The following is a 24,984-nucleotide window of genomic DNA, read 5'->3' on the forward strand; positions in this document are numbered from 1 at the left end:
ATGGATTGGGATGTACGTGGTGAGAGTGCGGAGCGCCGGGGCCTGAACGCGCGCCGCGAGAGAGACGGATCAGGCTCCGAATGGAAGCGCCAGACGCAGGACGACGTTGCGTCCCGGGTCCAGTGCGAAATAGCGGTAGCGACTCAGATAGTCGCGGTAGCGGGTGTCGAGGAGGTTGTCGACGCTGAGGCTGACGCGCATCACCGACGGCCCCATGGCGATCTCGCCACCGAGGTCGAAGCCGAGCAGCGCGTAGCCCTCAGGCGGCTCGACGTAGTCCACGGGGATCACGGTGACGCCATCCTCGTCCAGGCGAGTGGGGAAGCGGTCTTGCTCGCGGACGAGGTCGACGCTCGTCTCTGCAGTCACGTCGCGCAGGACCCCCCAACTCCCGAGGTCCACGCCGGCGGAGAGTTCGAGCCGGTCGGCGGGCATGCCGAGGAGCGCCTCGTCCCGCGTGAGGTTGGTGCCGCGCAGGACCGAGACCGTTGCACCGAGAGTGAAGCGGCCCAATCCCTGCGTGACGACGCCGTCGAAGCCGACGATCACGGCCGTGTCTTGCGTGTAGAGGAATTCGGGGAAGACGCCTCGGTTGGTGACGATCAGGTCGTTGATGGGGCGCAGGTACAGGTAGTCGTTGATGCGGTTGACGTAGCTGCTGAATTCCAGTTCGCGCGTGGGTGTCTGATGACGCAGCGTGAGGCTTGCTTCGAGCGCCCGCTCCGATCCGACGTTGGGATCGCCGACCTCGTACTGAGCCGTGCCATGGTGAATGCCCCGCGCGTAGAGCTCGTTGACGCTCGGGGGACGCCATGCCGTGGCGACGTTGGCACCGAGGCTCCAGGCCGTCCCGAACCGATAGGTGGCACCGAGCACGCCCGTCAGGCCCACGTAGTCCGTGATGATGCGCTGCGTTTCGCCGCCGCCGGCCCGTACGCGGGGAAACGCCCGCAGCCAACGATAGTCGAGTCGGGTCCCGGCTTCGAGGGCAAGCGGCCCTCGCACCCACTCACCGCGGGCGAACACGCCGCCGGTGTAGGCGCGGAAGTTGGGGATGAAGTAGCCCACCTGCGTGTTGAGGTTGCGCTGGAGCATCCCGCTCACGCCGACGACCGCGAAGCCGTCGCCGCCTGCGATAGCTGTGGGGGTGGTGCGCGCTTTGAGGTCTAGGGTGTGGGTCTGGAGGGTGAGTTCGAATGAGGCCCGCTCCAGCGGGTCGCGCCCGCCGATGCGATCGGCGTCGAACTCGGCGCGCTCGTTTTGCTGGAAGCCATAGCGGCCCTCGACGCGGATCGTGCCATCGCGTCCGAGATCGACATGTCCGTGGACCGCCCCGATGTAGTGCTGGATGTCCTGCTTCGGCGCGTCGATCTCGTAGCTAAAGTCGTAGTCAACAGGCGGGCGACCGAGCTCGAGAACGGTGTCGAGTCCGTTGAGCGTATTGAAGTGCGAGCCACGGTAGATACCGATGTCGGTGGCGAAGACGCTCCCGTGCGCCTCGACGCCCCAGCGCTCGCGCTCCAGGCCGACGGTGGCATTGGCTCCACGCTCGAAGAAGGCCGTGTTGCCCAGGACATAGTCGGGGGTGTGGGCGTCTCCGGCACGGCGCAGGCTCCCCTGGACGCGCACACCGAGGCCTGGCAGCGGCGCTCCCTCCATCTCGAGTGATCCCACGCCCTGACGGCTGTTCGAGAACGAGTGCAGCGACAGCTGCCCGCTGACCTCACCGACCTGTGTGGGGAGCGGCGCCTCCTCCAAGCGCACGACGCCACCGATCGCCCCGACGCCATGCTCGACGCCGGCGGCACCGCGTATCACCTCGATGCGATCTGGGGAAAACGGATCGATCTCGGGCGCGTGCTCCGCGCCCCACTGCTGGCTCTCATGTCGGACGCCGTTGTTGAGGATCACGAGGCGGTCCGAGTGCAGCCCGCGCACGACGGGCTTGACGATGCTTGGGCCGGTCGAGAGGGTCGTCACGCCGGGTAGCGCCCCGATGGTCTCGCCAATCGTCTGTCCCCGTGCGTCTTCCAGGGCGTCTGCGTCGAGGATGGAAATGGCCTGCGCGCCCTGCTCCAGCAGCTCGGTTTCGCCTTCCACTATCACCTCGGCGATGATTTCAGCGACCGCGTCGAGCGTCACCCGCGCTCGGACGCTCTCCTGCTGTAGGTCAATGCGCATCGAGTCAGCTTCGTAGCCGATGTACGAGAAGCGGACGATGAATGCTTCCGGGGGAAGCCCGCTGATGGCAAAGCGGCCGTCTCTGTCGGTGGCCCCGCCGAGCCCGCGCTCTGCATCGAGGATCACGTTGACGCCGGGCAGCGCCGCACCCGTCCCAGCATCGAGGACGGTGCCGGAGAACGAACGTAGGCGTTCTTGTTCCTGCGCAAAGGCCGGATGTGCGATGAGTAGGGAGAGGGCTGCCAGCGCGGTGAGCGCCAAGCAGCGGGAGAGAGCGACCATAGGTCTCCGATCGGACGACTTGCTAATTCTCAGAACCACAACGGCTCCACCGTAGTCAGCACGCACGAGGCGTGGGTGGAGCAGGGAATCAGCAAGTGGGAGGGCCGCGCGGTGCGTAGAGCGAAGCGGTCGGGCTCTCTGGGACCGTCGCGGTCGCGAAGCGGAGTTCGCCCGTCGTGCACGAGGCTAGCGAGACGGCCTTGGCTTCTGCCGTCGTCGAGGTGAGTGGCACCGCGCAGAGTGCGCAGGCGAAGCAGGGGGACTCGGTGTGGTCCGCGGCAACCGCAACGAGATGGCTCGATGCAGAGTCCTCATCGTGTGCGTGCCCCGCGTGCGCGTGGTGGCCGTCCGCGTGCGTGCACTCCGTGGTGTGTTGGACCGCGTGCAGCACGGGGGCAGCGAGGCCCCCCAGCACGAAGCCGAGCAGGACCCAAAGCGCGGAAGCTGAAGCGATGCGGGACACGAGAGCGGAGAAGCGAAACGCCAGTGTTGGGGGCCAGCCTAGAGAGCGACGCAACGGATGTCCTATCTGGAGGTTTCTGCGTCGGCCGTGATTTACACTGGATTGACGGACGATACCCACCGGACGCTTCGTTAATCCTGTCCTTTTGCGGAAGCTTCGGTATGGATTGTGTTCATAATCGGAACCCTCGGGCCCGGCTTCCGCATTCGTGTACGCGCGTTCTCGCCCTCACCTACTCCGGACATCGTCGCTATGCGTGCCTTTCTGCTCCTCCTCGTTGTGCTAGCGCTGGGCGCACTGCCTGCACAGGCCCAACAAGCCATCAGCTGGGATACGCTTGCGCAGGTCGAACTGCAGCGGCAGGACGGACGCTACGTCCCCAACTTCGCGCCGGAGGTCGACGGCCTCAACGGTGAGGAGGTGGCCATCCAGGGCTTCATCTTTCCGATTCAGCAGACCCTGGAGCAGACCCACTTCATCCTGATCGCCTTCCCGCTCGCGGACTGCTTCTACTGCCTGCCGGGCGCCTCGGAGTCGATGATCGAGGTCAAGACCTCGCAGCCGGTCGACTTCACCTACGACCCGATCACGATCACGGGCACGCTTGAAGTGCTGGAGTCGGACCCGATGGGGATGTACTATCGCCTCACCGACGCGCGGCAGGGCTCCTGAATGGCAGACGCGACCACGGCGAGTAGCACAGCGCTGGTCCCTCGCGCCTTCGGACGGACCAGCCTGACCGTCTCGGCCCTCGGCTATGGCGCTGGGCAGATCGGCGACGCGCGCCTGCCGGACGGTGACGTCGAGCTGCTCCTGAACACCGTCCTCGACGCAGGCGTGGCGCTCATCGACACGGCGCGGGGCTACGGGCTGTCAGAGGAGCGGATCGGGCGCTTCCTGTCGCGCCGCCGCGACGCCTTCGTTCTCTCAACGAAGATCGGCTACGGGATCGAGGGTTTACCCGACTGGACGCCGGAGACGATCCGCCGCGGTATTGAAGAGGCGCGTCAGCGGCTACAGAGCGATGTGCTCGACATCGTGCACTTGCACTCGTGCCCGGCCGAGACGCTGCGCAGCGCTGGCGTTGTGGAGGCGCTCAATGAGGCCGTCGAGGCTGGAACTGTCCGTGTGGCGGCCTACTCCGGCGAAAACGACGACCTCGCCTACGCGCTCGAAAGCAAGGCCTTCGGGAGCCTGCAGACGTCGCTCAACGTGTTCGACCAGCGCGACATCGAGAGCACGGTGGCCGAGGCGCGCACCCGCGGCCTGGGCGTGATCGCCAAGCGCCCCGTCGGCAACGCCCCGTGGCGGTTTGCCGAGCGGCCCGACGGACACTACGCCGAGGTCTACTGGGACCGCATGAGCGCCATGGGCCTCGACCTTGGTGCCGACTGGCAAGACGTGGCGCTGCGCTTTGCGGTCTACCACACGGGTGCCCATGCCTGCATCGTCGGGACGACCAACGCCGCGCACCTCCAGCAGAACGTCGAGATCGTGAAGCGCGGTCCGCTGCCGGAGGCCATGGTGGCGCAGCTTCGCACGGCGTTTGCGCCGCACGCCGCAGTGTGGGACGGCCAGGTCTAGCCATGCCCGAACCACCCCTCGTCACAGCGCTGGGCCTGCTGGCGGCTGCGCTGACCACGTTTGCTTTCCTCCCGCAGGCGATCAAGACGTGGCGCTCGAAGTCGGTCGGGGATCTCTCGCTGGTGACCTACGGGATGTTCCTCACAGGAGTCGTCCTGTGGCTCGTCTATGGACTACTGATCACCAACTGGCCCCTCATCCTCTCCAATGCAGTGGCGATGACGCTCCAGGGCGCCATTGTGGGACAGATCCTGGCCGTGCGCTGGCGGGAGCGGCGGGGGGACTAGGAGCCCATATACGGGAACGTCTATGTAGGCCGTGCACGGGCAGGCACGATGCGTTGCGTAGGACGGCGCCTACAGGTGCGAGACCGGCGCGGCTATTCACCGTTTGCGCACAGTCGCCGGAACAAAGCGGTTCCGGAAGCAATGGCACCGCTTCCATTGACGCATTGCGGCATCGGCCTCGTGCTCTGCATGTGAACATAGTGTTCTGGAAGCGATTTCGGGGATTTGAGACGTGAAACAGCCCGCCAACGCCCTCGTGGAAGCACACCGGAAGGCACTGTGGCCCAGGCTGCTAGTCTTCTTCTTCCATAAACACCAACCCGCTCTGACTATGTCGATGCTGCCCTTCCATCTGATGGGTTCGTGGCTCGCCGACCTGTCTGGAAAGCTCCCGGCCCTCACTACCTCCGAGCACTGGCACCAGTGCCCCTACTGCGAGGCGACGACGCCTTGGCGCGTCAACGCGCTGCGCGGTGAATACCGCTGCCTCCGCTGTGGCGAAAACCCCCTCGACGGCCCTACCGTCTAGCCTCCTATCTGGTCCACCCGATCGTCGACCCCACCGACCTTTCATTTCCTACGCCATGATCTACACCTCCTATCTCGTCTACGCGCTCGTCGCGCCGAAGGAGCCCCCGAAGTCGGCTGCCGCGCCGAAATCTGACAAGGCTCCTGCGAAGCCGAAGCGCGCCTAGCACACCCCACCCCGGGCGGTATCCCACGCCCCCTCGCACACCACCGCCGCTGGCCGGGCTCCTATGCCCGGCCAGCGGCGCTATGTTGAGGCGTGCTCCCCTCCAACGTGCTCCCCGTCTCAATGCGGCTCGTCTTTGCGTTCCAAGTGGCCCTTCTGCTTACCGTAGCCGGGTGCACACCCGGGCCCGCCTTGCTCGACCCTCCCGAGCCCGCTTCTGTTGACCGGGCTGGATGGAATGCCGCGCCGACTCGCCCGATGGCCGACAACGGGCCGATCCGCCACGTGACGGTGCACCACACCTACACCGAGGTAGGCCCCGACGGTGAGGCGGCGCACGTGCACGCGATCCAGACCATGCACCAGGGCGGCGAACGGCAATGGGGCGATATCGCCTACCACTACCTCATCGGGCCTTCCGGAACGGTGTATGTCGGGCGCGACGAGGCGTTCGTCCCCGCGAGCGGCACCGTCTACCTCCCCGACGCGCTCCGCGATGCCGCCGGCCAGGACAGCCTCGGCGGCACGGCCATCACGACGCCGCCCGAGAAGGCCGGCACGCCGATGACGCCGCCGGGAGCCTCAGCCGGACACGTCACGATCTCTGTCATCGGCAACTACGAGGAGGCGCTGCCGCCGCCCGCCCAGCGCACCGCGCTCGTGCGCCTCGTCGCAGACCGCCTGCATGCCCACGGTTTGACTGTGGACGATGTGCGCTTCCACCGCGAGGTGGCGGTTGGGACCGCGTGTCCGGGCCAGGCGCTCTACGACTGGTTCCGAGGCCCGACGCGCACGCACCCCGATCGCGGCGACGGGCTGAGGCAGGTCGAGGTCGCCCTCGCAGTGCTGCAGGATTGAGGCTCGTCTGAGCAGCACCGTCGCAGAGGAAACCGAGACTGAGGTCCCTTGAATCTATCTTGACATTACAAGTAGGAACAAGAAGGGATGCGGAGAGATTGGAGCGCTCCCTGTCGTTCCTCGCCTATTGTCACCGACCATGCTTGACGCCCTCTTGCAGCCGTGGCCCTGGTATGTTGCCGGACCGCTCATCGGACTGATGGTGCCGCTGCTGCTGCTCGTCGGCGGACGCGCCTTCGGCGTCTCGGCCAACCTGCGCCACCTATGTGCGGCCACCCTCCCGACTCGCCTGCCGTTCCTGCGCTACGATTGGCGCGGGTCAGGCCTCTGGAACCTCACCTTCGCGCTCGGGATCGTTCTCGGCGGCGCGTTCGCGGCGACCGTGCTCGCTGACCCCGACCCCGTCAACCTCGCCGCGGCGACCGTCGCCCACCTCCGCTCGCTCGGCATCGAGGACCTGAGCGGTCTGGTGCCAGCGGAGCTGGTGAGCTGGCAGGCGCTCGGCACCGTGCCGGGCCTCCTCGTCATCGTGGGCGGCGGCTTCCTAGTGGGCTTCGGCGCGCGCTACGCAGGCGGCTGCACGAGCGGCCACGCCATCAGCGGCCTCGCCAACCTCCAGGTGCCCTCGCTCGTGGCCGTGCTGGGCTTCTTCGCCGGCGGCCTCCTGCTCACCTACGTCCTCCTCCCGATCCTGCTCTAGCTCGATGTCTACCACCACGCTCCCCCGCCCGCCCCACCTGCGCGCTCCCGAGCCCGATGCCTCAGGGCAGCATCCAGAAGCCTGTCTCGACACTCCGCAGGTCGCTTCACCGACGCCGGAGCGCCGTATCTCGCTCGGCGGCCTCGTCGTCTACCTCTTCCTCGGCGCGTTCTTTGGCGTCGTGCTCGTCAAGAGCGAGGTCGCCTCGTGGTTTCGCATCCAGGAGATGTTTCGCTTCGACAGCGTCCACATGTACGGCGTGATCGGCAGCGCGTTGGCCGTTGCCGCGCTGAGCTTGTACTTCATCCGGCGCGTGGGGGCGAAGACCTTCGGCGGGAAGCCCATCACCATCGACCAGAAGGCCTGGGGGCCGAGTCGCCTCCCCGGCGCACGCTACTGGATCGGCGGCACCCTGTTTGGCCTCGGATGGGGGCTCCTAGGCGCGTGCCCTGGCCCGATGTTCGCCCTCCTCGGCACCGGCCTCAGCGTGATCGTCGTGGCGCTCCTGAGCGCGATGGCAGGGACGTGGGCCTATGCTGCGCTCCGCGACCGCCTACCCCACTGATCGGGTAGAGTTGGTCTACTGAAGCTCCCCCTGTTCCGCTCCCCCTGAAGGGTCGCGAAACTGTCCCCCTCGCGAGCGAGGGGGACAGCCCGAGGAGCGCAGGCGACGAAGGGCAGGGGGAGCCGTCCTGCTGCAACGCACGACCGCTCCTCAAAGGTGGCGTTGCCTTGCCTTCCGTGGAAGATGGAAGCAGACTCCTGACCACGAACTACTCCCTGCTTTCCTTGAACACTGGCTCGAACTCCTGGAGCGGCATTCCGGCGTGCTCGCTGGGCGCAGCCTCCGGGTCACGGGCGAGTTCGAGGTCGAAGCCGACGCGGTCGGCGCGGTAGGTACGGCGCTGGTAGTAGATCGGCCGGTCGGCTGTCGTGAAGCTCGTGCGCTCGACGAGCAGCAGCGGGGCGCCCTTAGGCACGCGCAGCGCCTCGGCTTCCTCGTCACGCGCCGCGACAGCCTCGATACGGACGCGTCCGCGCAGGACCGGGATGTCGTACTCCCGTTCGAGGATACCGTAGATCGTCTCCACGGCGAGGTCGTGCGGGTCGAGGAGTTGGGCGTAGAACGGCGGCAGCCACGTCCGGTCGAAAGCGATGGGCTTGTCGTTGCCCAGGCGTAGGCGGTCGAGGCGGATCACGGTAGCCCCCGCGTCGAGGCTGAGGCACACCGCGGCGGGCGGCGGGGCGGGGACGGCCCCCCAGTGGCGCACCTCGCTCGACGCCGTCAGTCCAGCGCGCTCCATATCCTGCGCAAAGTCGGTCAGCCGCACCAGCCCCTGCGGCACCAGCGGCGGCGCGACGAACGAGCCAAGCCCCTGCCGTCGGTAGATGCGCCCCTCGTTCTCCAGCGTCTGGAGCGCCCGCCGCACGGTGATCCGGCTCACGCCGAACGCCTCGCCGATCTCGTGCTCGCTCGGAAGTTGATCGTGCGGCCCGGCCTCCCCCGCACGGATGCGCTCACGGAGCCAGTCCGACACCTGCTCGTGGCGCGGGCGACCGGAGGTGAGCGGCGGGGGATCGAGGGACATAGAGCAGCGGGCGACGTTCGAGGCAAGGTACCGCAAACGGTAACCCTACCTGGAAACTGACGAGGAGCCCCTACACCATCGCCACGGTCCACCTGACAGCGCCACGCCGAGGCCTTCCATACCTTGGAACCAACTTGTTATTACAACATAGGACGAGTAGATTCTTACCATCGGTCGTGCGTGTGCCGCGCGGCTCGTCCCCCAACCTCCTCAAGCCATGCTGTTCCGTCAATACTTCGACCCCAAGCTCGCCCAGTACGCCTACCTCGTGGGCTGCCAGAAGTCGGGCGAGGCGCTCCTCATCGACCCCGAGCGCGACATCGACCGCTACATCGACGCGGCGGAGGCCGAGGGCCTGCGCATCGTGGCTGTCGCCGAGACGCACATCCACGCCGACTTCCTCTCGGGCGCGCGCGAGTTCGCCGAGCGCCTCGGCGTGAAGCTCTACCTCTCCGCCGAGGGCGGCCCCGACTGGCAGAGCGCGTGGGCGAAGGACGGTGCCTACGACGTCACCTTGCTGCGCGACGGCGACGCGTTTACGGTCGGCCACATCGAGATCGTGGCCAGCCACACGCCGGGCCACACGCCCGAGCACATGAGCTACGTCATCATCGACCGCGGCTCGGGCGCGACCACACCCATCGGTGTCGCGACGGGCGACTTCGTGTTTGTGGGTGACCTCGGCCGGCCCGACCTGCTGGAGCAGGCGGCGGGCATGCACGGCGTCCAGGAAGACGCGGCGCGCACGCTCTACCACTCCCTCGACACGTTCCGCGACTGGCCCGACTACGCCCAGATCTGGCCCGCCCACGGCGCGGGCTCGACGTGCGGCAAGGCACTCGGCGCGGTCCCGCAGAGCACCGTCGGCTACGAGTCCCTCTACAATGCCTCGCTCGGCGCGGCCGACGCGGGCGAGGACGCCTTCGTGGACGCCATCCTCAGCGGCCAGCCCGAGCCGCAGATGTACTTCGCACGCATGAAGCGCGACAACCGCGACGGCGTGCCCGTCCTCGGCGGACTGCCGCAGCCGCAGAAGCTCTCCGCTGCCGAGTTGAAGACCTACGTCGAGAAGGGCGAGGCCCTCGTGATCGACGCGCGGCTCGACCGCTCGGCGTTCATGGTGAGGCACATTCCTGGGTCGCTCTACGCCCCGATGAACAAGAGCTTCAACACCGTCGTGGGCTCGCTCGTCGTGGACGAAACGACGCCGCTGCTGCTCATCGTGGACGCGGACGACATTGACGAGGCCGTGCGCGACCTCATCCGCATCGGCTACGACCACCTCGTCGCCTTCGCCGAGCCAAAGACGCTCGACCGCTACTTCGCCGAGGGCGGTGCGTCGGCCATGATCCCCGAGATCGACTTCTCGGAGGTAGAGGCCCGCCGCGTCGAACCGGGCGTCACTGTCGTCGATGTCCGCTTCGCCGCGGAGTTCGCGAGCGGCCACGTGCCGGGCGCGGTCAACGCCTCGTACACGCGCCTGCCCGAATACGCCGAGAGCCGCATCCCGGCAGGCCAGACGCTCCTCGTCCACTGTGCCTCGGGGGCCCGCGCTGCCGCTGGCGCCGCCTTCCTCGCCGCGCAAGGCCACCACGTGCGGTACGTCAACGACACGTTCGCGCGCTACGCTAAGATTGGCGCCCCCGTCACCGAAAACGCGACCGTTGCAGCGTAGACTCTGCGGTGCTTTTTCCAGTCCGCCTCGCCTTCCTCCCACGCAGACGCCCTGCGACGGGGACCTACCACGGGGGCGCGGCAGGGTTGGATGTTCTCCTGATCCTTCCGTTTTAATCCATGCTGTATGCCCTCCTCGGTGCCGTCGCGATCGGGCTCGTTCTCGGCTTGCTCGGCTCCGGCGGCTCCATCCTGACCGTGCCGGTGCTCGTCTACCTCGCAGGCGAGCCGGACAAGGTCGCCATTGCGGAGAGCCTCGCCATCGTCGGGGCCATTGCGGCGGTCGGGGCGATCCCGTATGCGCGGCAGAAGTCAGTGGACTGGCGCAGCGTGGGCTGGTTTGGCGTGCCGGGCATCCTCGGGACGTACCTGGGCGCGGCGTTCTCGGCCTACGTCTCCGGGCCGGTGCAGCTCGCGCTCTTCGCCGTCGTGATGCTGCTTGCGGCCGGGCTGATGCTGCGTGGCCGCAAGAAGGTCGAGGGCGTGCGTCCCCGGCAGGCCGCCTGGATCATCGTGATCGAAGGGCTGGCCGTCGGCGTGCTGACGGGCCTCGTGGGCGTCGGCGGCGGCTTCCTGATCGTGCCTGCGCTGGTGCTACTCGGCGGGCTCTCGATGCGCGTCGCCGTCGGGACGAGCCTACTCATCATCGCGGCCAAGAGCCTGGTCGGCTTCTGGAAGTATGTCGACGTGCTCGCCGCGGACGGGCTGGTGGTGGACTGGCGGCTCATCGGCGCGTTCGCCGCCATCGGCATCGTCGGGGCGACCGTCGGCAACCGCATCAGCCAGCACGTCCCGCAGGCGATGCTGCGCCGAGGCTTCGCGATGTTCCTCCTCGTGATGGGCGTTGGCATTCTGGCGCGGGAGGCGCCGGCGGCGCTGGCCGGGACGCCTGAAAGCGTCGTCGCTACGGGCGTCGCTGACACGACGCAGGTCACGTTGAGCGAGCGCGCCTATGCCGCGCGCCACGACTCGACGGCGCAGATCCTCGATGTGCGAACCGGGATGGAGATCGGGCGCGGACGCGTGGCGGGCGCGCAGCACGTGGACTACATGTTTCCGGGTTTTGCGGGGCGTGTTGCCGAACTGAGCCTCGATCCTGAGCGTCCGGTGTACCTCTACTGTGGCTCCGGCGCTCGCTCCGGCCGCGCGGCGCACGTCCTCCGGGACGCGGGCTACGAGGCCTACAACATCGGCGGCTTCCGCGCGCTCAGGGCCGCCGGGGTGCCAACCGAGGGATAGCTAGTCCTGATCGCGGCTATCCACGCGGCACGTCGTGTTGATGCCGCCTCGCACCGTGTAGACCGTCTCGACGACGAGCCGCTGCGGGTTGCCGAGGTGCTCGGCGAGGTCGGCGTAGAGCAGCGCCGTGACGTCCTCCTGCGCCGCGCCCACATCGCGCCACGAGATGAGGTAGTACTTCAGGCTCTTGAGTTCGAGGATCCAGTCGCCGGGGACGTACTCGATGCGGACGCGCCCGCTGTCGGGGAGGCCGCTGAATGGGCAGAGCGCGGAGAATTCGCCGGGCTCCGTCTCGTAGACGACCACCTGCCGCGCGGCATGGCGGTAGGGTAGCCGGTCGATGGTCTGCTGCCGCGTCTCTGGCGGAAGGAAGGGGCGGACGTGCCCCTCGGGCTTGATGCCGAACTGCGCCATGTAGGCGAGCGCCTGCTCAGTATGGGCCGCAGCGCGCTCTCGCAGCGCGTGCAGGTCGGAAGGAGTCAGGTCGGGGGCCATGGGACGGCGGGGAGAAGGGGAAGAACGGTGGGCGTGCTGGCACGATGTTGGCCGACGCTCCGTTTCGCAGCCTCGCCCTTTCGCAGGGTCTACATGCCCGAGCATCTACCTGCTGGCAACAGCGAACAGCATAGTATATGTGCGAATTTATGTTCACTGAAACAGGTGATCCCGTAGGCTGGACTGATGCCCTATCCTTCTCATGAGCGTCCTGCCCGTCACCGCTGGTAGGGTTGCTTGCTTTCGGACCCTCCCACCTCGTCCCAGATTTATGCGTCGTTTCGCCTCAGCTATCGTCGCGGCTACGCTCGCGCTGCTGCTCGTCCCCGCCACGGTTTCTGCCCAGAACGTCGCCGCGTCGCCGACCTACGGCGATGTTCGGTTGACGGAAGGCTTCCGGCCCGACCCCCACACGACCCGGCTCACGGCCGGTGGTTCTATCGAGGTCAACAAGGGGGCCTGCACCTACGGCTTCGTGGCCGAGGCGCCCGATGTGGACCTCTACTATACTACTACCGGGGGTAGTAGCCTCTACATCTACGCTGAATCGGATGCCGACGTGACGCTGCTCGTCAATGCGCCCGACGGCTCCTGGCTTTGCAATGACGACGGGCTCGGCAACCGCGACCCGCTCATCGCGATCCCGAACGCCAGCGACGGGCTCTACGACATCTGGATCGGCACCTACGGCGACGAGATGCAGGCGGCCACGCTCTACATCTCCGAGATCGCCCCGGGTGGCAGTGGCGGCGGCGGTGGCTCGTCCGCGAGCCAGATCAGTGTCGGCGCTGACCCGACCTACGGCAACGTGCGCCTGAGCCAGGGCGCTACCTCCGACATGATCGAGCTCCTGGCTGGCGGCTCGCTCCAGCCCAACTTCGGCGAGTGCACCTACGGCAACGTGGCCAGCGCCCCAGACGTGGACCTCTACTATGAGGGCGACGGTACCCAACTGCTCGGTATCGGAGCGGGATCCGCGGGCGATGTCATGCTGCTCGTCAACTTGCCCGACGGCACGTGGGTCTGCGACGATGACTCGGGCGAAGACCGTAACGCGTTCGTCATTGTCGAGGACGCGGCGGCAGGACTCTACAATATCTGGGTCGGGACGTACGGAAGCGAGATGGAGGAAGCACAGCTGTTCATTGCCGACGAGGGCGGTCTCGAGGGGCGTATGGGGGGCAAGGGAAACAAGGGCCCCTGATTTTCCAGAACGCCTTGCTCAGCGCTCGGTCGGCCTAGGTGCGCCTGCTTGCCGTTCGTGCAGGGTGACCCGGTCGGGTGGTAGACTGCGCTATGCAAACCAACACGCCACGGTTCGACTCCCCTTCCCGCTCCCTGATTATGCCTCGTCTCCTCCCCACGATCGTCGTAGCCGCGCTTGCGCTGCTGCTCGTCCCTGTCACGGCCTCGGCCCAGAACGTCGCCGCGTCGCCCACCTACGGCGATGTCGAACTGGACGAGGGCTTCCGGCCCGACCCCCACACGACCACGCTCACGGCCGGTGGCTCCATCGAGGTCAACAAGGGGGCCTGCACCTACGGCTTCGTGGCCGACGCCCCGGACGTGGACCTCTATTACACCACCTCCGGGGGGAGCAACCTCTTCGTCTACGCGGAGTCGGACTCGGACGTGACGCTGCTCATCAACGCCCCCGACGGCTCGTGGCTCTGCGACGACGACGGCTTCGGCGACCGCAACCCGGTGGTTGCGATCCCGAGCGCCGAAGCGGGCCTCTACGACATCTGGATCGGCACCTACGGGGACGCGATGCAGTCGGCCACGCTCTACATCTCCGAGATCGACCCCCGCGGCGGGGGCGGCAGCACGGCTGGCGGCATCGACATCGGCGCTGCGCCGACCTACGGCGACGTGCGCGTGAGCCAGGGCTTCGGCTCCAGCACGACCACGCTCACCGCGGGCGGCTCCTTCCAGCCCGACTTCGGCAACTGCACCTACGGCAACGTCGCCGGTGCGCCCGACGTCGACCTCTACTACACCACCAGCGGCTCCGGCCCGCTCTTCATCTCGGTCGAGTCCGAGGGCGACACGACGCTGCTCGTCAACATGCCCGACGGCACGTGGGCGTGCGACGACGACTCGGGCAACGGCAGCAACCCGCTACTCATCATCCCGAACGCCGCCGACGGGCTCTACGACATCTGGGTCGGGACCTACGGCGACGCGATGCAGTCGGCCACGCTCACGATCTCCGAGTCGCAGTAGCGCTTGCACGCCCAACGCTCAGGCTTCCCGGCGCAGCGCGTGCTACCAGATCGTTATCGGATCAGGATCACGCGCTGCGTCGCGTTGGCACCGGCCGCGTTGAGGCACACCACGTAGACCCCGCTCAGGAGGTTGTCCAACGCGAGTTGCACCTCGTGCCGGCCAGCAGGCTGCACGCCCTCGGCGCGGGTGAGCACGGTGCGCCCGAGCAGGTCGGTCACGGTGAGGCGCACGGCGGCGGCAGTTGGCAGGGCATAGTGTACCGCGGCCGCGTCGCTGAAGGGGTTGGAGAAGACGACATCGAGCGCAAAGTTGACTGGAAGTGGCATTTCGTCTCCGGCGGGGAGAGGCGAGTCGGTGTAGCGCCGCGCAAAGACGCCAGAGCGCGAGCCGTCCTGGCCTGAACTCCTCCACGCGGTCACAAAGTCACCGTCCGCCTCCATCGACACTGCGGGCCCGCCTTGGTGGTTTGAGGTATGGGTGTTTACCCGGAACTCGGAACTCTGGGGCGTTCCGTCTGCGGCGTAGCGCCGCGCGAAGATGCCGCCGCCCGAGCCATCCTGGTTTGAGCTCTCCCATGCGATCACGAAGTCGCCGTCGGCATCTATCCCTACCGAGGCAGAAGACTGGAAACGCGTGGTGAAGATGTTGACCTGAAACTCTGATCCTTGCGGTGTTCCGTTAGCGGCGTAGCGCCGCGCGAAGACGCCGTAGTATGAGCCGTCCTGGCCAAAGCTCTCCCATGCGACCACGAAGTCGCCGTCGGCATCCATCCCCACCGAGGCCATGCGCTGACCGTCCGTGGTGAAGGTGTTGACTTGGAACTCGTCACCCTGCGGTGTTCCGTCGGCGGCGTAGCGTTGTGCGAAGATGCCGGAGCGCGAGCCATCTTGGCCAGTGCTCCGCCACGCGACGACGAAGTCGCCGTCGTCGTCCATCGCTACCTTGCCTGAAAACTGGAAATCCGTGGTATGGGTGTTTACCTGGAACTCCATGCCTACTGCCGCGCCGCCCGCATTGTAGCGCTGCGCGAAGACACCGTAGTATGAGCCGTCCTGGCCAAAGCTCTCCCATGCGACCACGAAGTCGCCGTCGGCATCCATCCCCACCGAGGCCATGCGCTGACCGTCCGTGGTGAAGGTGTTGACTTGGAACTCGTCACCCTGCGGTGTTCCGTTAGCGGCGTAGCGCCGCGCGAAGACACCGTAGGATGAGCCATCCTGGTCTGAACTCTCCCATGCGACGACGAAATTGCCATCGGTATCCATCCCCACTGAGGGTCTGAACTGACTAGCTGTGGTGAAGGTGTTGACTTGGAACTCGTCACCCTGAGGTGTTCCGTCGGCGGCGTAGCGTTGTGCGAAGATGCCGGAGAGCGAGCCGTCCTGGCCAAAGCCCGCCCACGCGATGACAAAGTCGCCATCGGCGTCCATTGCTACCGAAGGCCGAGACTGATCGCCTGTGGTGAAGGTGTTGACCTGAAACTCTTCGCTCAACGCCACTGGAGCTTGTGCCTCAGCGACGGGTGCACCGCGCAGCATCGCGAGCGTGAGCGTGCCCGCAGCCGCGGAGCGACGGAGCCATGCGAGACGGCGGCGGGCGACGAGGCGAGACGAGAAACGAACAGGCACCTGAGACGACGGAAAGCGTGGAGGGGAAGCGCGCGAAGCTAACGCTGAGCGACTAGGGTCCAAAGCGCTATAGCAGGTTTCTGCAGATCGCGTCTGTCCACCGCCCGTCCGCACAGAACGACCGCTCGTCGGGATTCGGGGCCACCCGTCCGCGCAGGCGCGGCATGGCGAAGCAACGTGGGGAGGTTGGAGCCATCCACTTCACTTCAGCACCCCGCTACTATGTTCGCCTATCTGCTCTTCTCCCGGTCGTTCTGGCCCCTCATCGCCCTCACGCTCGTCCTCCTCACCGCCCCGGCTCTTGCGCAGTCGGCGGGCTCCATCACCGGCACGGTCCGCGACGCGGCCACGCTCGAAGCGCTGCCCGGCGTCAACGTGGTCGTGCAGGGCACCACGCTCGGCGCGGCCACCGACGCCGCGGGCCGCTACGTCATCACCGCCGTGCCCGTCGGGACAGTCGCGCTCGAAGTGCGCTTCGTCGGCTTCGCCCCGCTCGTCCGCACCGACATCGTCGTGAAGCCGGGTCGCCCCACCACTGCCGATGTACTGCTCCGCGAGGCCCGTATCGAGGGGGCCGAGGTGACGGTCACGGCGGGCTACTTCCAGCCGCCTGCCGCCGCGCCGACCAGCACGGTCGCGTTCTCCACCGAGGAGATCCGCCGCTCGCCCGGCGCGGGCCAGGAGATCGCCCGTGTCCTCAACGCGCTGCCCGGCGTCGCCTCGCGCGGCGAGACCAGCCAGGACCTCTTCGTGCGCGGCGGCAGCCCCGCCGAAAACGGGTTCTACATCGACCAAATCCTCATTCCCAACGCCCAGCACTTCTCCACGCCCGACGGCTCGTCGTTCGGTCCGACCGGCCTCATCAACACCGAGTTCATCGACGACATCACGTTCTCCTCGGGCGGCTTCTCGGCGTCCTACGGCGACCGCCTCTCGTCGATCAGCGAGATCCGCTACCGCACCGGCGGCGACCGCCTCACGGGCGAGGTCGGCGCCAACTTCACTGGCGGCACGTTCATCGTCGAGGGGCCGATCCCCGGCGGGTCGGCCTTCGTCTCGGCGCGGCGCAGCTACCTCGACCTCGTCGCCGACGCCATCGACGCGGGCGGCGCGCCGCGCTTCAGCGACCTCCAGGGCAAGGTCACGCTCGACCTCTCGCCGAGCCAGCGCCTCTCCGTGCTCAATCTCTACGGGTCGAGCGAGTTCGCGCAGGAAGCCGAGGACGCCGTCGACGCAGGCGAAGCGGCCTTCGGCGTGTTCGAGAACCAGCAGAACACCGTCGGGCTGAGCCTCCGCTCGCTCTGGGGCGCCCGCGGCTACTCGACGACGGCGCTGTCGTACTCGTTCATCGAGCGGCGCAACACCGTCACGGCGGTGCGCGACGGCTTCGGCGACATCCGCGAGGATTTCCGCAACGACTACCTCACGCTGCGCAACGTGAACACGCTCCAATTCGGGTCCCAGCTTGAGGTTGAGGCGGGCGTCGAGGGCACTATTGAGCGCGGGACGTTCGACTTCGACCAGGCGGCCTACGTCAGCGCGGCGGGCGCGCAGCAGGGCGCCGTCGGGTTCGACCTCGACCTCACGAGCACGCGCCTCGGCACGTTCGCCACGTTCGTGTGGCAGCCCACCGCCCGGCTCACCGTGAGCCCCGGTCTGCGCGTGGACTACGGCTCGCTCAACGAGGACGTCTACCCGCAGCCGCGCCTCGGCCTCGCCTACGACCTGACCGAGAGGGTGCGGCTCCGTGCTGCGGGCGGGGTTTACCGGCAGGCCGTCCCGCTCTACGTCCGCGCCCAGAGCGCCGCCAACGAGACGCTCCCGCACGTCCGCGCCGACCACCTCATCGGCGGCGTCGACGTGCTCCTCGCGCCCGACCTCAAGCTCACCGTCGAGGGCTTCAGCAAGACCTACCGCGACGTGCCGCAGTTCGCCGACGGCAACCCGCTCGGGACGCCGGTCTACGTCCTCGACGAGCGCGGCGACTACGCAGGCGCACTCACCAGCGACGGCCGCGCCCGCGCACGGGGCATCGAGTTGCTCGTCCAGAAGAAGCTGTCACGGGCGTTCTACGGCCTCGTGAGCGCGTCCTACTTCCGCTCGCAGTACGAGGACCAGAACGGCACGTGGCGCGACCGCGACTTCGACACGCAGACGCAGTTCAGCGTGATCGGCGGCTGGAAGCCGAACGCCAAGTGGGAACTGAGCGCGCGCTGGAGCTACCTCGGCGGGCGGCCCACCACGCCCATCGACGTCGGCCAGTCTATCGCCCTCGACGCTGAGGTCCGCGACGTGGCGCGCACCAACGAGGAGCGCCTTCCGGCCTACCATAGCCTCTACCTGCGCGTCGACCGCCGCTTCAACTTCCGCGCGACCAACCTCACGACGTTCGTGAGCCTGTGGAACGCCTACAGCCGCACCAACATCGAGGACACGTTCTGGAACTTCACCGAGCAGCGCGTGGACGAGGCCGAGCAGTTCTCGCTGCTCCCGGTGGTCGGCATCGAGTTCGAGTTCTAATCGAGTTCGAGTGCCAAGGGCCGCCCCCAACATGCGTGCGCCCCGCATGGCTATCAGGGCCACACGGGGCGCAACAGGAGAGGGCGCGTGCTGGCGTTGCCTACTCCCAGGATGGTAGCTCCGAGTCAGGCGACGGGGCTCCATCGCCTTGGTGCGGCAGGTCTGGGCCGTGGGACTCCGGTACGTCCATGCCTGGAGCGTTCATATCTGGCGTACCCATGTCTGATGCATCGGCGTCGAGCGCGCCCTCCTCGGCCATGGCGGCCTCGTGGCTGTCGCTGTCGACCAGCACCGGCATCATGGCAAGCGCGTCCGTCGGTTGGAGCCAGCGCGCGGCGATCCGGTGAAGGTCTTCGTGCAAGGCGCGGTCCTGCTTCAGCGGGGCAAAGCGCGGCATCCACGGCGGTGCGGTGACGGGCGTCCCCCCAGCGCGCTCGTGGCGACGCAGGTGGCCGAGCTGAGCCAAGGCCATGCCCACAGCCGCCAGGATGGGCGCGAGCCGCTCCGTCTGGCCATAGGCCGTCCGCGCAGCCATCGTGCCCATCGAGACAACGTCCTGGTTGCCGCCGTTCGTAGGAATCGACGCGACAGCGCTCATCTGGGCGTGGTGGCGCAGCTCTGCGACGAGCGCGGTGGCGGTGAGCTGAGCCCCCGCCAGCCCGCTCGTCTCGCCGGGCTCCCAGGCCAGCAGGAGTGGTGCCTCGCCGACGACCCCGCGCTTCGGGTCCAGCAGGAGGTCGAGTTGCCGCTCGGCCAGGACGCCCACCTGCGTGATCGCCGCATTGAGCGCGTCCGCCGCAAAGGCGATCTGCTGGCCCTGGAAGTTGCCGCCGTGCAGCACGGCCGGGCCATCCGAGAACACGAGCGGGTTGTCCGAAACACCGTTTAGCTCGGCCTCGGTGAGCCGGCGCGCATAGGCGATGTTGTCGCGGCAAGCGCCCAGGATCTGCGGGGCGCAGCGGAGCGCGTAGACCTCCTGCAGCGTCCGCGTGTCGTCCTCCGACTCGGCGGGGTCGCCCCAGGCGATTTCGGTGCGGATGACCTCGGCGCTGCGGCGCTGTCCGGCATGGCCGCGGGCATGGTGCAGCCGGGCGTCCAGCGCAGCCCGTCGCGCGCCCAAGGAGCGGTAGAGCCAGCCCGTGAGCCGCTCGGCCGTCTCGACCAAGCGCTCGGCGCGGGCAACAGCGAGCGAGAGGTAGGCGGTCATGAAGGCAGTCCCGTTGACCAGCCCCAGCGCCTCCCGGCTGGAAAGGCTGAGGGGACGCAGTCCAGCTCGGAGGAGTGCCCGGATGGCAGGCTCGCGCCGCCCGCGATGGATCGTGGTTCCCTCGCCTGTGAGCACGCGGACGATGTGAGCCAGCGGCGTGAGATCGCCCGACGCGCCCACAGAACCGATCTCTGGGACGGCCGGCGCGATCCCGTGCTTGACGAGCCCGAGCAGGGACTCGGCTAGGGACGCGTCCACGCCAGAGTAGCCCTGCGCCAACGCTTGGGTGCGTGCGATGACGGTGGCGCGCACAACAGGGGCGGGGGCGAAGGCACCTGCGCCGGCAGCGAGGTGCGCAATCAGTCCGGCTCCCTGGAGCGCGTCGCTGGCCGCCGGGTAGCACACGTGCGGCCCGAATCCGGTCGTGAGTCCGTAGATAGGCTGCCCAGCAGCCCGGGCAGCCTCGAGCGCATCGCGCGAGCTCTCCATAGCTATCCGCGCAGCATCGGAGAGGCGGACCGAGAGTTGCCCTGCGAGAGCCGCGGCCTCAAGCTTGTCGGGCGTCAGTTGATGGTCAGGGCCGAGGTGGAGCAGAATGGAGGTCATGAGGAGGGCTGGGCGAGAAGCCAGACGAGGCCGCCGTGGCTTAGAAACGGGTGAGCGAGGAGCACGCCACCACGTGCGGGGAAGCGGGTCGTGGCTAGTCCTGGATGGCTATTCCGGGGCGGCTATTCCTGTGCAGCGAGGGCACGGGCAATGGCGGCGCGGTCAGGGGTGCCTTTGCTGTGCCGCACCCACGTGGCCGGTGTGAGAACCCGGACGCTGCCGAGGCGGTCGGCGAGCGGTCCCAGTGCCGTTCGCAGCGCTGAGAGCGGCGGTGGGGCTGTCCCGGACTTCATCAAGAGGGCCAACGTGAGCGACTCCCCGTCCAAGGAGCAGAGCAAGGCGTCGAGAAGGCCGGGGACGAGGTCCCGCAGCGCCGACTCGGTGCGGCCGGCGTGGACAAAGCGGCCATTCGACAGCTTGAACGAGTCCGACACGCGGCCGTCGAAGACATAGGCCGGAGCGCCACTGCCACCAGGGGGATGCGTCTCCTCGGGAGACAGTATCGCCTTCGGTAGGTGCCCATGCGCCTGCGTGGACGAGGCTGGGCGGACGCGGTCGCCGGTGGCAACCCAGCGGCCTGCCTCGGTGGGGCGGTAGTGTCTCTGGGTCCAGACTCCGGCATGTGCGTTGGGGCCTGAAAAGTGGAGCTGGTCATCCGCGTCGGTCCGTACCGCGCAGCCTACCGGGCGCCCGAGGTATCCCGGAACGAAATGCCCCGGCTCCCCGAGCATGATGCCCGGACTGGCCTCGGTTTGGCCATATCCGACACGCAGCAGCGATCCGCTGAGCCCCTGAGCAACGTCTGCCGGGATGGGAGCGCCGCCTACCACGCCTCCTGACAGACGGTGGAGACGGGCCCGTCCGCTCGCCTGGAGCAGGCGGCGTATGGTGAGCGGCACCGCCGAGAAGTGCGTAGGCGCCCACGCGTCGAAGGCGGCAAGCAGCGCCTCCGGGTCCCGTGGGTCCTGGACGCGCACAATCTCAGCCCCGGCCAGGAGCGCGGGTAGCAGCTCCAGCACGAGGCCGAACGCATGGTGCCAGGGTAGCCCGGCAAGCACGCAGGCTTGCTCGGAGAGCCCCAGGTGCGGGATGTGGCTGTCTAGCACCGCAAAAACGTTGGCGTCGCTCAGCGCAATCCACCGGCCAGGGCCGGCCGTGCCCGACGTACGCAGAAGCAAGCAGATGCCTTCGGTGGGCGATTCTGCGGCCCTCCGGGCTGACGGGAGGGGGCCTTGCGGCCCCGCTACGCCGTCGGGGGTCCAGATGTGGCGGCCTCCGGTGTCGGCCACCGCAGCGCGCGCATCGAGGGTCCAAAGCAGCGAGGCTACGTCCGTGCCGGGGGCGGCCGGTGCGAGGGTCACCCCCTCCCAGAGGGCTGCGACGAGCACCTGGACAAACGGCGTACCCGAGGGCAGCGCCACGACCAAGCGGTCGCCTGCGGTCAACCCGGCAGCACGGAACGCCTCGATCCAGCGCCGAGCGCCGGTCCAGAGCGAGGCTGCAGGGGCGCAGCCTCGCCGGAGACGAGCATCGGCTGGGGACGCCCTCGGAGTCGCTGCCGCAGCAGCTGCTGCCACCGCACCCGTTCGGATGTTGGAGCGTGTCCCGCCTCGACCAGAGCAGGACCGGCGCTGCAGAGGGCCGGGTCGCTGAGGGGAGGCACGGTAGAAGCAGACGTCATTGAGGGAAGGATGGAACCGTGGGCACCGCCTACGCGGGCAGGCGCTCGGCAGAGCGAGACGCCTTGGCCGGCGAGGGCACGAAGGCCAGTCAGGGGCGAGAGACCCTGGGCTAGCGCTTCTTGATCAGCAGCCAGTTGTGGCCCGCGCTGTCGCGGTACATGCGGGCGCGCACGAGCGTCGGGCGCATCTTGTAGGTGAACGTGTAGATGAACTGCACGTCCAGCTCCCCGCGGGCGATGCCCTGCTTGAAGCGCCCGTGGAAGAGGCGGCTGTTGGAGCACGGAGCCACCTGCGTGAAGAAGTTGCGGCCGACCGCTTGCTCCGGGGCGACGCCAGCGAGCTGCGACTCGTAGGTGTTGTAGAAGGCGATCACGCCTTCGTCGTCGACTTTCACGATGCCGAAGTCAGCGACGTCCAGGGCGGCCTCGCTCATGTCTTTGAGCTGTTCGAGGTCGCCGGTGAACGAGAGCTTCGAGGTCTGGATGGACGCAGGGGCAGTGCCGTTGGAAACGAGGGTAGTCATGGGTCCTTAGCGTGGTTGAGGCTGGGCGTTGGGTGAAGATGGAGCGGCGTCTTAGGACCGCTTGAGGAAAATCCAGGTGTCGGAGGCGTCGCTCGGTCGGCAAACCTGGACGACCAGGTTGGTCGGCTGCGGCGTGTCGGTGATGGTGTAGGGGAAGGCGGCGTTGACGCGGCCTTCGCGCTGCCCCTCCTTGAAGCGGCCGTAGAAAATGCGGCTGTTGGCGCTGGGGACCATCTCGCGGAAGAAGGCCTGGCCTTCGGCTGCGATCGGGTCGATGGCACCGAGCTCGCCGTCGTACTCGTGCAGGAATCGGACGCGCCCCTGGTTGTCGAGGCGGACGACGCCGTAGCGCAGCGAGCCGAGCTGCTGGTTGCTCAGCACGTCGAGCTGGCCGATGAGGTCGGCGCCGACGAAGGGCTCTGCAGACGGCCCGGTCGGCACCGGGACGCTCGGGGCGTCGTCGGTGAGCGTCGGCCCGAGCGTGGTCTCAAAGGTGCTCTGGGCCACGGCGGCTTCGAGTTGGTTTTCGAGCTTGCGCACCCGCTTGATGATCGCGTGGGGGTCCGTCATGCCGAGTTTCTCGAGGAACAGCGCGTCGCGGTGCTGGGCCTGCTCCTTGTCGGAGCTGAGGCGCGCAATGCGGTCCTCCATCGTGTCGATCATCGCGATCAACTCGTCGGGGTCGTTGGAGCCGACGGAGAGGAGCTGCTGCTTCTCGGCGTAGAGCGTGCGGAGCTGGGCTTGGAGGCTGGCGATGAGGGCGAGGGCCTCGTCGATGTCGGCCAGGCCCGAGTCGGTCATCTTGCCCTTCTCGGTCTGTAGGGCGCGCAGCTGGTGTTCCAGGTTGCGGGTGAGGTCCACGAGGCGCTGGCCAGCAAGCAGCTTCTCGCCGGTGGTCTTCATGCTCGTGCGCTGGAGCTGTTCGAGGCGCTCCTCGAAGGCTTCGAGCTGGTCGCGCATGCCACCGGCCAGTTCGAGCTCGTGGCGAAGATTCTGCACCTCGGCGCGCATGTGGGACAGCTGCGAGGCGTAGCGCTTCGAGCGCTCGATCTCGGCGTCGAGCATGCGGAAACCGCTCTGGGCCGTCTCGGGAAGGTCTTCGGCTTCGAAGAGGTCGCCTACGTCGGCGGCTTCGCGAATCTCCTGATCGCGGTAGAGGTACGTGAGCTGCTCCTCCATCGAGCTGATCATCTCGAGCGCCGTCGGGACATCGGCGATGCCGGCGCGGGCGAGCTGCTCGCGCTCCTCGTAGAACTCGGCAAGCTGGCTCTCGAGGTTGTCGATCAGGTCGGTGATCTCAAGGCTGGTCGGGAGCCCGTCTTCGGCGAGTTTCGCCTGCGCCTCGTAGAGCGAGACGAGCTGGTCTTCCATGGAGCGGACGAGCTCGACGACGTCGTCGGGTTCCTCGACGCCGAGTTCGCGCTGGAGGACTTCGAGCTTGGCGTAGAGGCCCTGGAGCTGCTGCACCGGGTCGCCTTCCTCGATCGCGGCCATCGCCGCCTCGGTCACCTCCTTGTCGCGGTACAGCTCGGTGAGCTGCTCCTGCATGTTGGCGATCATGTCGAGCGCCGTGTCGATATCGGCGATGTTCTGGCTCGTCAGCCGCTCCTGGTCAGCATAGAGCTGGCTGAGCTGCTCCTGCATGCTCTGCACGAGGAGGATGGCTTCGCTGGCCTCGCCCACGCCGAGTTCGCGCTGGAGCACCTCCAGCTGCGCGCGAATGGCCTCGGCCTGCTCGGCGGCGTCGCCGTCGGCCCGCTGTGCTAGTCGGGCCTCCACTTCCTCGCGGTCGCGGTAGAGTTCGGTGAGCTGGTCTTCCATGGAGCGGACGAGCTCGACGACATCGTCGGGTTCCTCGACGCCGAGTTCCCGCTGGAAGACTTCTAGCTTGGCGTAGAGACCCTGGAGCTGCTGCACCGGGTCGCCCTCCTCGATCGCCGCCATCGCCGCCTCGGTGGCCTCGCGGTCACGGTAGAGCTCGATGAGCTGCTCTTCCATGGAGCGGACGAGGTCTACCACGTCGTAGGCGGACGACACCTTCAGCTCGCGCTGGATCATCTCGACGGCACGTCGCAGCTTGGAGGCCTCTTCCGGCTCGGCCGGGGCGCCGCCTTCGGCTCCGTCCTCGGAGGTGTAGAGGTCCGTGAGCTGCTCTTCCATGCTGTCGATGAGCGCCATCAGGTCGTCGCTCGTGTCGACGCCGTAGCGCTCGCGGAGGCGGTCACGGTCAAGGTAGAAAGCGTAGAGTTCGCTGGCGACCCGCTCGTATTGGCTCGGGGTGTCGCCGTCGCTGGAGTACTCCTTCTCGCGGTAGAGGTCGCTTAGTTGGAGCTCCATGGAGCGGACCAACTCGACGATCTCCTCCGGTTCGGAGGTGCCCAACTCGCGTTCGAATAGATCGAAGGGCGCGCGCGGTTCGGTCATGGGGGTAGACAGGTTATCGTGGCAAATGGGCGAGAGGGGCGGCTAGGCCGCGTTGACATTAGGCGAGCAGGAGTAGCGTCGATACCACGTGCACAAACGCGAGGTAGTTGCGGCCCGTC

21 protein-coding genes are annotated in these 24,984 nt (G+C 67.6%); 12 read left to right on the plus strand and 9 right to left on the minus strand.

The annotated features are described in order from the left end of the window. Positions 1-69: 69 nt before the first annotated feature. Entirely contained in the window at positions 70-2,463 is a 2,394-nt protein-coding gene (locus AAFU51_15465; protein ID MEO1572654.1) for a TonB-dependent receptor, read from the minus strand. A gap of 88 nt (positions 2,464-2,551) precedes the next feature. Next, entirely contained in the window at positions 2,552-2,926 is a 375-nt protein-coding gene (locus AAFU51_15470) for a hypothetical protein (protein MEO1572655.1), read from the minus strand. A gap of 252 nt (positions 2,927-3,178) precedes the next feature. On the opposite strand from AAFU51_15470, the gene AAFU51_15475 reads away from it, so the two are divergent. The 7 genes from AAFU51_15475 (at position 3,179) to AAFU51_15505 (ending at position 7,614) form a co-directional block, all read left to right on the plus strand. Next, on the plus strand, positions 3,179-3,598 hold the full coding sequence (locus AAFU51_15475) for a DUF3299 domain-containing protein (GenBank protein ID MEO1572656.1): 420 nt from the start codon (positions 3,179-3,181) through the stop codon (positions 3,596-3,598). After that, the gene (locus tag AAFU51_15480; protein ID MEO1572657.1) at positions 3,599-4,510 is read left to right on the plus strand and encodes an aldo/keto reductase; all 912 of its coding nucleotides are present in this window, start codon (positions 3,599-3,601) and stop codon (positions 4,508-4,510) included. 2 nt (positions 4,511-4,512) lie between these two features. Next, on the plus strand, positions 4,513-4,797 hold the full coding sequence (locus AAFU51_15485) for a SemiSWEET transporter (protein ID MEO1572658.1): 285 nt from the start codon (positions 4,513-4,515) through the stop codon (positions 4,795-4,797). 331 nt (positions 4,798-5,128) lie between these two features. Then, a complete protein-coding gene (locus AAFU51_15490; protein ID MEO1572659.1) occupies positions 5,129-5,326 on the plus strand; it encodes a hypothetical protein in 198 nt (65 codons plus the stop codon). Between the two features lie 357 nt (positions 5,327-5,683). Beyond that, on the plus strand, positions 5,684-6,349 hold the full coding sequence (locus AAFU51_15495; GenBank protein ID MEO1572660.1) for a peptidoglycan recognition family protein: 666 nt from the start codon (positions 5,684-5,686) through the stop codon (positions 6,347-6,349). Positions 6,350-6,488: 139 nt separating this feature from the next. Next, positions 6,489-7,049 (plus strand): YeeE/YedE thiosulfate transporter family protein, encoded by a 561-nt coding sequence (locus AAFU51_15500; GenBank protein ID MEO1572661.1) that lies wholly within the window; start codon positions 6,489-6,491, stop codon positions 7,047-7,049. A gap of 4 nt (positions 7,050-7,053) precedes the next feature. Beyond that, the gene (locus AAFU51_15505; GenBank protein MEO1572662.1) at positions 7,054-7,614 is read left to right on the plus strand and encodes a DUF6691 family protein; all 561 of its coding nucleotides are present in this window, start codon (positions 7,054-7,056) and stop codon (positions 7,612-7,614) included. Between the two features lie 208 nt (positions 7,615-7,822). On the opposite strand, the gene AAFU51_15510 is transcribed toward AAFU51_15505, so the two are convergent. Beyond that, positions 7,823-8,638, minus strand: a complete 816-nt coding sequence (locus AAFU51_15510; GenBank protein MEO1572663.1) for a GntR family transcriptional regulator — start codon at positions 8,636-8,638, stop codon at positions 7,823-7,825. 217 nt (positions 8,639-8,855) lie between these two features. On the opposite strand from AAFU51_15510, the gene AAFU51_15515 reads away from it, so the two are divergent. Together AAFU51_15515 and AAFU51_15520 are read left to right on the plus strand one after the other, a co-directional pair. Continuing rightward, positions 8,856-10,313: an MBL fold metallo-hydrolase gene (locus AAFU51_15515; protein MEO1572664.1), complete on the plus strand. Its 1,458-nt coding sequence runs from the start codon at positions 8,856-8,858 to the stop codon at positions 10,311-10,313. Positions 10,314-10,432: 119 nt separating this feature from the next. After that, complete coding sequence (locus AAFU51_15520) at positions 10,433-11,551, plus strand: TSUP family transporter (GenBank protein ID MEO1572665.1); 1,119 nt, start codon at positions 10,433-10,435, stop codon at positions 11,549-11,551. On the opposite strand, the gene queF is transcribed toward AAFU51_15520, so the two are convergent. Beyond that, positions 11,552-12,046: a preQ(1) synthase gene (gene queF, locus AAFU51_15525; GenBank protein ID MEO1572666.1), complete on the minus strand. Its 495-nt coding sequence runs from the start codon at positions 12,044-12,046 to the stop codon at positions 11,552-11,554. A 271-nt stretch (positions 12,047-12,317) separates the two neighbouring features. Here queF and AAFU51_15530 point away from each other — a divergent pair, with 271 nt between their 5' ends. Continuing rightward, positions 12,318-13,250 carry a hypothetical protein gene (locus tag AAFU51_15530; GenBank protein ID MEO1572667.1) on the plus strand — a complete coding sequence of 311 codons (933 nt, stop codon included), beginning with the start codon at positions 12,318-12,320 and terminating at the stop codon, positions 13,248-13,250. A gap of 140 nt (positions 13,251-13,390) precedes the next feature. Then, on the plus strand, positions 13,391-14,272 hold the full coding sequence (locus AAFU51_15535; protein ID MEO1572668.1) for a hypothetical protein: 882 nt from the start codon (positions 13,391-13,393) through the stop codon (positions 14,270-14,272). A 53-nt stretch (positions 14,273-14,325) separates the two neighbouring features. On the opposite strand, the gene AAFU51_15540 is transcribed toward AAFU51_15535, so the two are convergent. Continuing rightward, positions 14,326-15,903: a T9SS type A sorting domain-containing protein gene (locus AAFU51_15540; GenBank protein ID MEO1572669.1), complete on the minus strand. Its 1,578-nt coding sequence runs from the start codon at positions 15,901-15,903 to the stop codon at positions 14,326-14,328. Between the two features lie 222 nt (positions 15,904-16,125). Here AAFU51_15540 and AAFU51_15545 point away from each other — a divergent pair, with 222 nt between their 5' ends. Next, positions 16,126-18,423, plus strand: a complete 2,298-nt coding sequence (locus AAFU51_15545) for a TonB-dependent receptor (protein MEO1572670.1) — start codon at positions 16,126-16,128, stop codon at positions 18,421-18,423. A 100-nt stretch (positions 18,424-18,523) separates the two neighbouring features. Here the strand turns inward: AAFU51_15545 and AAFU51_15550 are convergent, their stop codons facing one another. From AAFU51_15550 to AAFU51_15565, 4 genes are all read right to left on the minus strand, one after another. Then, positions 18,524-20,236, minus strand: a complete 1,713-nt coding sequence (locus AAFU51_15550; protein MEO1572671.1) for an aromatic amino acid ammonia-lyase — start codon at positions 20,234-20,236, stop codon at positions 18,524-18,526. Between the two features lie 122 nt (positions 20,237-20,358). Beyond that, a complete protein-coding gene (locus AAFU51_15555) occupies positions 20,359-21,813 on the minus strand; it encodes an AMP-binding protein (GenBank protein MEO1572672.1) in 1,455 nt (484 codons plus the stop codon). A 214-nt stretch (positions 21,814-22,027) separates the two neighbouring features. Further along, positions 22,028-22,441 (minus strand): PAS domain-containing protein, encoded by a 414-nt coding sequence (locus AAFU51_15560; GenBank protein ID MEO1572673.1) that lies wholly within the window; start codon positions 22,439-22,441, stop codon positions 22,028-22,030. A gap of 51 nt (positions 22,442-22,492) precedes the next feature. Then, on the minus strand, positions 22,493-24,865 hold the full coding sequence (locus tag AAFU51_15565) for a hypothetical protein (GenBank protein ID MEO1572674.1): 2,373 nt from the start codon (positions 24,863-24,865) through the stop codon (positions 22,493-22,495). Positions 24,866-24,984: the final 119 nt, after the last annotated feature.

This window comes from Bacteroidota bacterium, assembly GCA_039821555.1.
GTDB lineage: Bacteria > Bacteroidota > Rhodothermia > Rhodothermales > Rubricoccaceae > JBCBEX01.

Coding starts and splice junctions, on each gene's coding strand:
- AAFU51_15465 (MEO1572654.1), bottom strand. CDS start 2,463: ATGGTCGCTCTCTCCCGCTGCTTGGCGCTCACCGCGCTGGCAGCCCTC.
- AAFU51_15475 (MEO1572656.1), top strand. CDS start 3,179: ATGCGTGCCTTTCTGCTCCTCCTCGTTGTGCTAGCGCTGGGCGCACTG.
- AAFU51_15480 (MEO1572657.1), top strand. CDS start 3,599: ATGGCAGACGCGACCACGGCGAGTAGCACAGCGCTGGTCCCTCGCGCC.
- AAFU51_15485 (MEO1572658.1), top strand. CDS start 4,513: ATGCCCGAACCACCCCTCGTCACAGCGCTGGGCCTGCTGGCGGCTGCG.
- AAFU51_15490 (MEO1572659.1), top strand. CDS start 5,129: ATGTCGATGCTGCCCTTCCATCTGATGGGTTCGTGGCTCGCCGACCTG.
- AAFU51_15500 (MEO1572661.1), top strand. CDS start 6,489: ATGCTTGACGCCCTCTTGCAGCCGTGGCCCTGGTATGTTGCCGGACCG.
- AAFU51_15505 (MEO1572662.1), top strand. CDS start 7,054: ATGTCTACCACCACGCTCCCCCGCCCGCCCCACCTGCGCGCTCCCGAG.
- AAFU51_15510 (MEO1572663.1), bottom strand. CDS start 8,638: ATGTCCCTCGATCCCCCGCCGCTCACCTCCGGTCGCCCGCGCCACGAG.
- AAFU51_15515 (MEO1572664.1), top strand. CDS start 8,856: ATGCTGTTCCGTCAATACTTCGACCCCAAGCTCGCCCAGTACGCCTAC.
- AAFU51_15520 (MEO1572665.1), top strand. CDS start 10,433: ATGCTGTATGCCCTCCTCGGTGCCGTCGCGATCGGGCTCGTTCTCGGC.
- queF (MEO1572666.1), bottom strand. CDS start 12,046: ATGGCCCCCGACCTGACTCCTTCCGACCTGCACGCGCTGCGAGAGCGC.
- AAFU51_15530 (MEO1572667.1), top strand. CDS start 12,318: ATGCGTCGTTTCGCCTCAGCTATCGTCGCGGCTACGCTCGCGCTGCTG.
- AAFU51_15535 (MEO1572668.1), top strand. CDS start 13,391: ATGCCTCGTCTCCTCCCCACGATCGTCGTAGCCGCGCTTGCGCTGCTG.
- AAFU51_15545 (MEO1572670.1), top strand. CDS start 16,126: ATGTTCGCCTATCTGCTCTTCTCCCGGTCGTTCTGGCCCCTCATCGCC.
- AAFU51_15550 (MEO1572671.1), bottom strand. CDS start 20,236: ATGACCTCCATTCTGCTCCACCTCGGCCCTGACCATCAACTGACGCCC.
- AAFU51_15560 (MEO1572673.1), bottom strand. CDS start 22,441: ATGACTACCCTCGTTTCCAACGGCACTGCCCCTGCGTCCATCCAGACC.
- AAFU51_15565 (MEO1572674.1), bottom strand. CDS start 24,865: ATGACCGAACCGCGCGCGCCCTTCGATCTATTCGAACGCGAGTTGGGC.